Annotated in this window: 3 protein-coding genes and 1 pseudogene; 1 reads left to right on the top strand and 3 read right to left on the bottom strand. The window is 43.0% G+C overall.

What is annotated here, in order from left to right; translation table 11 throughout:
* Positions 1 to 229: 229 nt before the first annotated feature.
* A pseudogene (locus HQN88_RS38635) lies at positions 230 to 556 on the top strand (ArsB/NhaD family transporter); the annotation flags it as partial.
* Positions 557 to 1,829: 1,273 nt separating this feature from the next.
* Here the strand turns inward: HQN88_RS38635 and HQN88_RS14025 are convergent.
* From HQN88_RS14025 to HQN88_RS14015, 3 genes are all read right to left on the bottom strand, one after another.
* The gene (locus HQN88_RS14025) at positions 1,830 to 2,579 is read right to left on the bottom strand and encodes an MFS transporter (RefSeq protein ID WP_274319421.1); all 750 of its coding nucleotides are present in this window, start codon (positions 2,577 to 2,579) and stop codon (positions 1,830 to 1,832) included.
* A 197-nt stretch (positions 2,580 to 2,776) separates the two neighbouring features.
* The gene (locus tag HQN88_RS14020) at positions 2,777 to 3,109 is read right to left on the bottom strand and encodes a metal-sensitive transcriptional regulator (protein ID WP_246320238.1); all 333 of its coding nucleotides are present in this window, start codon (positions 3,107 to 3,109) and stop codon (positions 2,777 to 2,779) included.
* A 133-nt stretch (positions 3,110 to 3,242) separates the two neighbouring features.
* Entirely contained in the window at positions 3,243 to 12,038 is an 8,796-nt protein-coding gene (locus HQN88_RS14015; protein WP_173112721.1) for a fibronectin type III domain-containing protein, read from the bottom strand.
* Between the last annotated feature and the right edge of the window lie 127 nt (positions 12,039 to 12,165).

The raw sequence follows: 12,165 nt of genomic DNA, 5'->3' as shown, positions 1-12,165 counted from the left end.
ACGACCAGGAAGGCAATGACCTTCCGCGCGTAATTGGTCACCATCTGAGTTTCCTCACCGTTTTTGTTAAGAGAATGTAATAATTGTTAAGATAATGTAAAGAATATTCTGACTACTCGGAAAACAAAGGGACAATCCGTTAGTCAATTACAGAATCCATTCTTATTTCCAAGAATGGGATCACCTCCTTTCCGTCTGCGCCATGCCGATCCCTATAATTCGCACTTTTATGGTAACGAGCATTGTACGTAAAAGTCTACGCACTATAAGTATCATGTTCATCTTGGCAAGTGGCTTTATCTCCGACACGGCTTCACTTCTGCTTGTGGTCAGCAACCTTGTAAACATCCTCTTTTTCGACATCTTTGGCGTAGGCTTTGTCGAATATGCCAGTCGGACGATCGTTCCAACCTTGTTCTCCGTTGCGGCCAGCCTTCTCGTGCTTTACTTGTTCTACCGCCGAAGCATTCCGAAGCAGTATGATTTATCGCAGTTGAAGAAGCCGTCTGAAGCGATTAAGGATTTACGTATGTTTAAAATTTCATGTGTCAAGCTGATCTTCTGTAAAACGTTCCTGCTGAAAAGAATTCATTCTCTTCACTTGATTCTGAGTCAAAGCCATAATTACATCTCCTTTGTCTTGCTACGCTCAAAATTCCGAAATTATCCTGCCTTATATATTTTAAATACCGGTATCTCACGGCGTTTAGTTACTGATTTCTTACGTAAAAGAAGGAGCATATACCAATGCAACAGAAAAATTAATTGTTATTAGTATGACAACACTTAACTCATCCATATAAATAAGCTTGTAAACCTAAAGGTCTACTCGCCATTATCTATGCCAAGTGGCCATAAGCCATGTAGTAGTTCCACGGAATGAAGATACGGCTGGAACCCATGGCACTCCAGCGAGTACTCATTGCCTTCACTAGGGCACATGAGCGGACAATGCCGTTCTCCAATTGGCAGTCGACGAAATCGTCAAACCATATGTTATCGTAGGCCGCCATGTCAAATCGTGCCCAGTGATTGGCTCACCAAGCTGAACTTTCCAAGCTGAGTAAAGCCTTGTTCGTATCATAAAGCCCATATCCGTTACATGCCTAGAATAGAATCTAACATTATCAATTGTCAATCACACTTATCAATTTATGATAGATATAAAAACATAAAATCATATACATATATATTTGCGCTTTAACATAATCTTAATATGAAAAAATTATGTTGATAACATTAAAATTCTATTGATATTATTGCTTGTTTTTTTTAATAGAGAGTGATAATAATTTCGGTGAAAAATAGTGTTAGACTGGAAAATAGAGTTGTTGACTGAGATAATAAACTATTTGACTAACGTAGCAGCGCTCAACAATTCCAGCAAATAGTTTGTCAATATTTAGTTATTAATGGCGGATTCACGGGGGAATACTTAAAAAGGTGCATGGGAAAGAGCCGTCCCACATAGCATCGCAATTTATTCTATATACTTCCATTTAGTGTTGTTTACTCTAAACGGAATGCTATATATTAATTCATCTGCATACTTCTCCTATCTAGTGTCATGAATATTTCTAGCCATATTCCCAATCGTTTGGAATTATTGATTCAATTAGTCTCTGAAATAGGCCATGATGCAGTCTCTAAGTAGTTTCCCAATCATAGAATAATCAAAAAAGAAAGGCCGGAAATTCGGCCTTTCTTTACGGTGCATATTAAAATAATCTGTCCATACATACACCATCGACTTGAAATGCCAGTACAGCTCGCCTAATCATGCACATAGCCTAACTGGAGACTAAAACCCAGTTACATAGCTGTAAGTCTCATTGGTTCCCCTGTTTAGGGGTACGAATAAACATAAATGCCAACAACGCTCCTACAAAAGTTATGATACCAGACCATAAGAACGCTTGATGGAACCCCATATTCAGAGCTGCTATAGGGTCGCTACCAGAGTAGGAAGCCGTCGTCGATGCTGCAATCGCGACCATAATGGCCAGACTGATTGCAGATCCAATCTGATAACTTGTATTTGCAATTCCTGATGCGAGTCCCGCCTCCTCAGGTTTAGCTCCCGACATAGCTGCCATTGTAGCAGGGATATAGGCCAGTGCCATGCCTAGACCACCTAATAGAGAAGCAGGCAACACATGAGCCACAAAGCTTCCATTTACTGGCGTGCTTGCAGAGAACAAGAGGAGCATCAAACCTCCAAGTATAATTAACCCAATGACCAGGCTTGCTTTTATGCCAAACTTTCCAATCAATTTACCTGTAACGAACATCATAAAGACGGCAACTATAATCGTCGTCGGAAGCAAACTAATTCCGCCAGTAAAAGCAGAAAACTTCAATATTTGCTGCAAGTAAAGATTGAGGAAATACCATAATGGGATCCAACCACCTGATAGCATGATAAGTGCAATATTACCTGCAGCCAGATTTGGTACTTTAAAGATACGTAATGGTACAAGAGGTTCTTTCTTCACAGCTTGAATAACAAGGAAAAGGATAAACATTGCAGCTACTAAAATAAGCGTGAGAACAGTCGACGTTGAGCCCCATCCATTGATCTCTGCTGTAACAATACCCTAAACGAGTAGAAATAAAGATGCAGTAACAAGTGCAGAACCTACAACGTCAATGCTGCCTTTTCTTCGGATACTTTTTGTAAGAAGTTTAGGTGCTACGAACAAAGCAATTATGCCAACCTGAACATTGATTAAAAAAGTCCATTGCCAACTAAGTTGACATATCTAATCTCTCCCTTTTATTTCAATAATTTATTCATGGTAATCATGAGTTCTTTGATAACCTCATTATCCCCTTCTTGAATGCGCTCAATTACACAACTGTTTAGATGATGCTCAAAAAGTAGTTTCCCAACACCGTTTAAAGCTGATTGAATCGCGGCGATTTGATTTAACACATCGTCACAATACGTATCTTTCTCAATAAGACCTTTCACACCGCGAATTTGTCCTTCGATGCGATTAAGCCTAGAAATCGGATTAGTTTTTGTTTTATCTGAATGATGACTTATTCGATCACTGTTTGAATGAGAGCAGCCCTCATTTAATTCTTGGATATCATGTTTTACCAATTTTATCTCCTCCTCACACCAACAATACACCATACCCCTATACCCTATATAAAGTGGTAATTCACCTCCAAGCATTCCTAATTACAAAACTAGGCTGCCCTCGTGTGTTCACCATGAGGACAGCCTAATCGTATTACTTTTTAGAACTAATGCAGCCTTTTAACTTGGCTGAAGCTTCTATGTTGTTTTTCAAAGATATATCTTGTTCTCGTGCACCCCTTGCTTTGTCTATTGCCTTTTCCAACACCTCTGTTGGTTTTTTTCCAAGTTCATCCATTTTGGCTTTCTTCTTGCTTTTGGACAGGTCAATTAGATCGATCTCTAATGGGCCAGCTCCTGCTGTTAACTTGGGTTTTATTTGAAAGCAAGGATTCCCTTTAATTAGCTTTCCTTCTATACCCATATTTATGCCTACTGGACCATACTTAATCTTCACTGCCGCCTCAGCTCCCACACTGGTTAACGGAACTTCCTCAAAAAGATTGAGTTCAACCCCTCCACCCACTCCTACGCCAATTTCGCCGCAGAAAGCCATGCCTTCGTCATCAATGCAAATTTTAGCTCCCCCTCCAACTAAATTATAAAAGGAGCCTCCTACACATGCTTGACCACAAGGATCTCTAAGCATAATCGGATTATTGCCGACATAAGCGTACATATTCGCTTGCTTGCTGTCCAGGAAGATGGAGTCTTTGGCAGTCCATCGGGCAGATACTGGATCATAGTCACGAGAACCGAATCGTACAAATCCAGTATCTTCATCCGCGATTCCTCCTGCGAAACCGATATCTAACCGGAATGCTGCGTTCGAGTCAGATTGCAATAGACCAAAGCTGTCATAAAACAACTCCTTCACAATATTGCCCGACTCATCAAGAACAAGCTGCGGTGTCCCGATATTGTCGGACACTACGTAATAAGTTTGACCATTTCGTTCCAAACTAATGAGCAATCCATTCACGTCGTAATTATAGAGAGTGATGACGCCATTTGAATCAATCGTCGCTGTCACCGTCTTCGCCATCGTGATATTGCCGTACAAATATTGTGTCTTGCCTTGAGCGTTTTCTCTAGCAACCAATCTACCGACAGCATCATACGTGTAGTGGATGCCATTACCATCAACAATTGCTTCGAGCAGTTCGTCCTTTGCTCCGTAATGGAACGTATCCTCGCCCCTCTGAGTTAATTGTCCGTCCACATTAAATTTGTAAGATACATCTCCAACTTGCTGAAGTTCATCCAGCGGTCCATACTGACTTCTTATTTTACTACCGTTTAAAAGTTCTCGGTTCGTGAGATTTTTATTCACATCATATTCATAAGCTTCGTTGTAGATCTCTCCTGCTTCACCTTTTCGGGTTACGGCTTTGAGCTGAGCATCCTCATCATAGGTATACTCGTAGATAGACGTTTTCCCATTCGATATGACCTGTTTGCTCTCAAGTAAATTAGCTTTATTATATGTGAGGAAAACCTTGTAAACCTCGACGCCCTTGAGTTTGTACACAAGCTTATTCAAACGTCCCATATCGTCATAGGCAATGTCTGTTTGAAGCTTTGAATCATTCATCGCACTCAATCTGCCATTAGGTCCCTCATATTTGTAATTAAAATCACCGCTTCGGGTCATTCGGAAATTAGAGTCCCAGTCAAACACTGTTGGAACGTTTAATTGACCGTATGTCGCGGATACAACAGTGGAAGTCATACCCGTCATCAATCCCAGTTTGTTGTATTCATATTGAAACTGGCCGTTAGCGTCTCCATGAAAGACGGCAGAGTTGATATTAAAATTCTCATCGTAACCAAAATCAACCGTTTGCGTGTCCGCGTATACATTCTTGGTCACACTCGTTATTTTGTCAAAGAGGTCTAGTCCATTGCCGGCAACGTAGGAGAAGGATCGCAAGAGATCATTATCATTTGTTTGAACCATTTGATTGTTCTCCATAATATAATCAATTGTACGACCGCTAGGAAGTGTCGAAAGGTCCTTGGCATTCCCTAAGGTTCTCTTAACATTCAGCCCTGTTTGTTCATCGCCGAACGAAATCCCCTCAAATTCATTATCGGCACTATATTTCTGTTGCACCTTTTCTCCATTAGGCATCGTAAATTCAGTTAAATTTCCATTCTTATCATATCCATTCCGATATTGTCTTCCCCCAGGTGTAAGAAGAGTTTCAACACGGTTAGCATCATCATAAGTATAGGTTTTCACATGATTATCGGCATCCGTAACCGTTGCAACCAATCCTTTGTCGTTGTAGGAATAGATGAGATATTGTTCGCCTTTCGAAACCATTTTCACCCGTCCATGCTCATCATAAGTAACCAATACAGGTGCGATACCTGTACCAGGCTCTTCTGTTTTCACAGTACGATCCCATTCGTCCATATATGTGGCATTTACTTGGCCGCCCGACGAAGTAACGACAACTTTTCGCTCCAGAGGAAAGTATTCGCTGGTCGTGGCCATTCCGTCGATCGTTTGGACCGTTTTCAGTGACTTGAGACTTAACGGGTTATTCAGGTTTTCCAATTCAACAAACTTATCGTATTTTATTTCAGTTATCTCATTCGTTTTAGAGCGATGAGTGGCGAACGCAACTCTCTTGAATTCTTCGCCCCATTGCTCGTCGGACACTAAAAGCTCTGTATCTGTGGTTCCATCCGAATATTTCGTGGTTCGAGTAGTGGATTTCACCTCTACGGTCGTCTTAAAGCCTAGTGGGTCAATTACCGTTCTCGTCCGTGAACCCGGCGCTAGGGTGGTTTCATGCTTCGTAACTTTATTATCCGGATCTGTAAATGTTACTGTATATCCGTTTGGTTTATCTGCACGTTGCAATGTTTTCACACCCTCTCGTGGTGTTTGCGCACGTATGAGTCTTCCTCTTTCTCCAAACCCATACTTCTTAACGTTGTTCTCTGGATCCGTCATTTGGGTCATCAAACCGGACTCATCATAAGTCATGCGGTACACTTCTCCCGCTGGACTCGTTATTTCTAGCAACTGTCCATCCTCTACCCTGAGCTTAGTCACTTGACCATATGCGCTTTCGATTTCCACAGGCACTCCCGCAGTATCTCGATGAATAGTAACTTTATCGCCTTTGTAATCAACTAAGCTGATTAATCGCCCTTCCGCATCATACTTGTAATCAAAATGTGTTTTTCCAGTAAGGCTACTTACAGTTTTCAACTGCCGCCCTGTCTGCATGTCAAAAACTTGCGCATAAATGCCATTGTCATCCGGTTCAATTTTTTCCTGGATAGCTCCGCTCTTTCCAACACCGTAACGAAAAACTCGATAAGTATTATCAATTGTCTGCACACTAAAGTACACGTTTCCATCAGGACCTGCTTGAAGCAAACGTACACTTGTGATTGGCCTAGGCGGTTCAACTCTAACAACCGCTTTAAGCGTGATCATCTCAAGCACGTGCGGATCAAATTCATGTATAATTCCTTCTTTGTCAATCTTATAAATCACTTTCACTTTATTTGGATCGTAATTGAGGAAATACATATTTCCTTCACCGTCTAAGTGGAAATCAGCCGTAACGAAGAAAGTCTCTGCGGCATCAGCACCATCAGCAATATTGTAAGTCACATTCTTATACTCGGATTCAAGATCCGATGCAAATGGTTTACCTGCAACAATCCGAATGGATCCACTAGGATCAATGGCTTTAATCCTATTTACAATGATTCCTGGGCAGCCTGAATTGCATGTCGTTATAAAATGATTCTGCATAATATAGATGGTTCCATCAGGGGCAACTTCAACGCTCTCGGCAGCCCCAACATTCATTTTTGTAGCTTCTCCTGAATTACTGCCGGTTCCCTTATACCTATCGTCCAAGATCGCTCTATCCCCTACCGTGTAGCTATACATTTCACTATCTGGACTTATACGATAAAGGGCACCTTTATCCACAAAATACAAACTTTCATCCGGCCCTACTTCGTAATCTTCAAAATTGCTTAGGCTAACGCCTCTGGCATCGGTTCCATCCTTATAATACATCCACGTGGATCGGGCCGTTCCATTCCCGGCAAAATTGGTCCACTTGTTTTCCTTTGGCTGCTTTCGGGAAATATTCCATGTCTCGGTATTACGAGTAAATAAGGTACCCGTAGGACCAACCCCAAGTAACAAATCTTTATCAGAAGGCAGCGAGGCTACCTTTTCCGAGCCTTTGTCGTTGCTTTTAATCTTAAAGATGTCCAAACCTTTTGTGGTATAAAAGCTTCCATCCGATCCGACCACATTTCCACGGTCATACAGCGATGGCCGAATAATTACATCCTTATCTTTTGCTTCCATTTCATCAATAACGATATTATCGAGGTTACTAAGTTGAGTTTGCACGTCCAGTTTCCAGCCTGCAATTCCCATTCCATCATAAAGATTGTTCGGGCTTTCAATTAATCCTTCGTATATGCGATGTGCCGCTATGTCGTCTCGGCCTTCCGTAGTGTAAGCAGCAATTTGTTCATCTGCCGCTGGCCCCACTGCTAATTTACCGAAGCTTTCCCCGAAAAGATATCCATAATTCGGAATTTCATATGGAAGTACCATAATATTCATCATTTCAGGATATCCATACGCTACATCCATTGTATATTTGTGCTGGCCAACCATTTTCCGTCCATATTTATCAAGTCCATCCCAAGCAAAAGAATCTTCAAGATTTTCATGCAGCTCACTTGTCGGATAGCGCTTAACTATGGTTTGCCCTGCAACTTCAAAAGTTGCCTCTGCATACAAAATACTTGATACAAGTGGTCTATCGTCGGTAACAGGCACATAGATCGCATTTTTCTCCTTAAAGCCCGGTGTCCTTCTGCTATTATAATCAAGCAAGAAAGGTGTTCCTTCAATTGGAACTTGTTGTCCTAGTGTCTGACTTTCACAGCCAATTATGGAACCCCATTGGTTACACTCGCTGTCTCCTTCAGAAGGGATCTTCTGCATTGGACTTGCTTTCGGCGGTAAAAGTCTCTCATCAACAATACGGCAAGGATTATAGTCATGAGGTGAGAAATGTGTAACAGGCATTCTCCATAAAGTTGTACCTGAAGCATATAGCGAAGCCAATTTGGCCTTCTCTTGTTCCGTCCAGCCGACTTGCGCCAATACTTCATCCGTCTCAGCGATGCCGTCGCCATTCATATCTATTCGGGCCAGGCCATCTACAATATCTACAATTTTGACAACCACCCCGTCGGTTTCCGCTTCCCATGCCCCTGTTTTCAAGTTGTAGTAGCCATTCGGGATGATGCTTCCTGTGCGCAACTCGAGAAAGTTGTCAACATATACATACACAGTTTTGTCAAAAGATACGTCAGTCGCTCCTGCAGCAACCGCTTCATCCGCCGACAGTTCTACGGCATATGTATAAGCAACATTAGGCGGAACTTCCCCTGGCATAGCTTCGCGTCCATGCTCGCCGACCGTATATTCCGTGGCACGAACGTTCAACGTGTCTAGCATTTTCTCCGTGCCGTCAGCCAACTTGATCGTCGCCTGCGTGCCTGGCTGGAACAACATGGTCGCTTTACGAGTCCCGTCCTCATCTGTCACAGTATTTCCTTGCGCGACTTGCATGTCAGGCTTTGACAAGTCAACTGTTGTCACTTTCGTATCGTAAGGAGTCATGCGAACATCAGGCAGCTCATAAAATTGATTCCAACCTGTTGGTGCTTTCCTTTGAACGGTCATATATCCCGTTTTTTCATAATTCAAAGTAACGGTGCTGCCTCCGTTGACAACCAGATCATAAGCTCCGTCCAAACGAGATCCAGTGTGCCCGTAGTTTTCCTGTTGCATGACCTCAATTTTGACACCTGGGAGCGCGTTGCCTTCTGCATCCAGTACCCTGCCTGTTATGACACTCATCGACTCCTCCTCGAACGTTCCAGGCGTTACACCCGATTGTATCGGAGATTGACCCTCATAAAGGAAGGATACTGTATCTTCGAACGTGACATTATTAGTTGCCGGCAAAGGAGGCGCAACTGAAACTGGATCTGGGGGAATAATTAATGCATCCGGTTTGGCGAAAACAGACGCCGATTTATTGGATTCCCCTTGATCGGTTGAACGAACAGCAGTAATGGCAAACGTATAAACCTTACCATTTTCAAGTGGTTTGGCTGTATAGACCGTTGCCTTCCCTGCGCTGACTCCCTCTTGCCATGTTGTGCCATTATCCAGTGAGGTATATACTTTGTACTCTCCCAGATCAGCGGCATTCAAAACATCCCATGAAAGCTTCACTTGACCATCCCCACCAGCAGCCTTAAGACCTGAGGGTACAGTGTACAAAGTTGGTGTTCCAGAAACAGCCTCTGATTTCTCAGATTCATTACCAGAAACATCATAGGCCGTGATGGCAAATGTATAGATTGTGCCATTCGTCAAGCCGTTTGCTAGATAATCAGTAGAATAAGCTACTATTGGCTCTCCCCAAGTTACTCCGTGATCCATAGACTTATAGATGCGATATCCTGACCAATCCGTATCTGTCACTGGTTGCCATTGAAGAGCAAGCTCTCCGTTCTTTACCTCCGCAATCTGCAAACCGCTTGGGACAGCGGGAGGCGTTATGTCCGCATTGACAGGAGTCGCTTTACTTACTGCCGACTTCCGTGATTCTTTATCCGCTTGGTTAACGGCAGTAACCTGAAAGGTATATTCGACCCCATTGATTAAACCTGGCACAGTATATGACGATTGTGTGCCCGCGTCTAACACAAAGTTAACTCCGTTATCGTCTGTAACATACACGTTATAATTTTTTAAATCTTCGATCAACACCCGGTCCCAGTACAACGCAACCGATTTATCTTCGGGAATAGAAATTAAATTCCCAGGAACTGGAGGGGGGCCTTTGACAGGTGTTGCCGTGACTGTCTTGGACTTTGCAGATTCAACATCGTTATAATTCAAAGCAGTAACTGCAAAAGTATATGGTTTCCCATTCTCTAATTCATCTTTTGTAAAAGGACTTTTTTCGACATAATAGCCATCATCCCAAGTAGCACCGCTATCCAATGATGTATAAAGCCTGTAGCCCAACAAGTCCGCCTCCGTATTGGCTTGCCAATGGAACGTAACCGATCCATCCCCTGCTTCCGCTTCAAATCCTTGCGGAATTCTTGGGGCACCATCATTTGCATTTGAAGGTGTAGCTTCCACGATTGCGGATTTGGCCGATTCATTACCTGTCAAATCTTTGGCCGTAACCGTGAAGGAATAATTAGTTCCATTCGTCAAGTTTTCAACCTTGTAACTAGTAGCATTCCCTACATTAATTACTGGTTCCCACGTCGTACCATTATCCTTAGAAACATAAACCATGTACGTTCCTAGATCCGATTCTGTTACGGGAGACCACTGCAACGTGACCGTTCCATCGCCTGCATTCGCAGACACATTCACTGGAACGGAAGGCGGTGTCGTATCCGTCGGTACATTGTCATAAGGAGTGGCTTGCACGAGAACAGATTTGGCTGATTCATTTCCTGATAGATCTTTGGCTGTAATCGCAAACGAATAAGTGGTTCCATTATTCAAGCCATTAACCGTGTAATCGTTGGTCAGGCCGACATCAAAGACGGAGTCCCAAGTCCCACCATTGTCTTTAGAAACATAAACATTGTATGATCCTAGATCCGATTCTTGGACCGGCGACCACTGCAACGTCACCTTTCCTTCTCCAGCATTCGCAATTAATTTAGAAGGAATGGAAGGAGGTGTTCTATCCACTGGCGGCGGCGTATTCGTTACCTGAAACTTGCTAGCAATGGACTCCCAAGCATACAACTGTCCCCAGCCTGGTTTGAAGACACCAACCCAAACCGTGTATACACCTTGCTCTGAGCCAGCTGGAATTTGCCAATCGATTCCAAAAGAATGCTGCTTATTGGCGACCAGGGCTTGATAGTCATAAAACCCTTGGTGTACCTTTTTTTTGGACGGACTATACACTTCAACATCCACAAGTACTGTCGTATCCTCAGAGCTTTTTACCCGCGCTGCAATATTGACAATTTCGCCGGGCCCCACCTTCTCCCGTTTCGTATGAGCAGTAATAACGTATTTAGCAGAATGGTCTTCATCTGGTTCTATCGCAGGAGGCTTCACCTCGATCACTGCAGCAGACTGCTGACTCGCATACACTTTTTTGTGGTCTGAGCTCTTCAAAGTGAAGGATACGCGATATTCGCCCGAAGGAACAGTTGCAGGAATGCTCCAGGAAAATGGAAACTTCTGCTTCTGCCCGGATACGAAAGTCGTCAAATCATAAAAACTAGAAGCGACAATGGAACCTGTTGGGCTTACAATAGTCATCTCCCCGACTGCTTCCTGTGTCTTCAGTGCAGACACAATCGTCTCTACGTTGACAGTTTCTCCGGCCTTAACTGGATTCGGCATTGCTGTTGCTGCAATGGTAAAGCCGTTATCCACCTCTTTACCTACAGTCACATAAGCTGCGCCCGCATGCCATTTGTACATGCCTCCCCAACCGGCCTTATAGATGCCGAGACTAACCGTATATTTTCCAGATTCTAGGTTCGTCGGAACATTCCATTCGAAGGGAAACGTCCTCGTTTCTCCCGCAGCAATCGTCTGTTTATCTATAAATTTCTGAAACACCTTCTTACCTGTTTCGTTAAACACTTCAACATCCACCAAAATCGATCTGTTCTCTGGAGATTTCACCGAAGCCTGCAAAGAAACAGTGTCACCGGGTTTCACCTGTCCCGGAGAAGCTACCACACTAGTAACATAATTTTCTGCTGCCTGAACAATTTCCGGAGACGCAGGGATTAGACCTGCTAAAAACACAATCCAAGCCAATAATGTCGCTATCCATCTCGCTTTCTTTTTTTCCAGTTTAGTCCATCTCACTCTTTTTCTCCTTCTTTCTGTTAGAAATTTAGTAGTAATCCTTTTGAACACTACTGGTATGCAGCTAACCCAGATTCAGCTAATTGTTCACGAAAACAATCACCTCCTAATTATGGATTAATTTAAC

Origin of the sequence: Paenibacillus qinlingensis (assembly GCF_013204845.1) — a bacterium.
GTDB classification, from domain to species: domain Bacteria; phylum Bacillota; class Bacilli; order Paenibacillales; family NBRC-103111; genus Paenibacillus_E; species Paenibacillus_E qinlingensis.
This window is presented reverse-complemented; position numbering and strand designations above follow the sequence as displayed.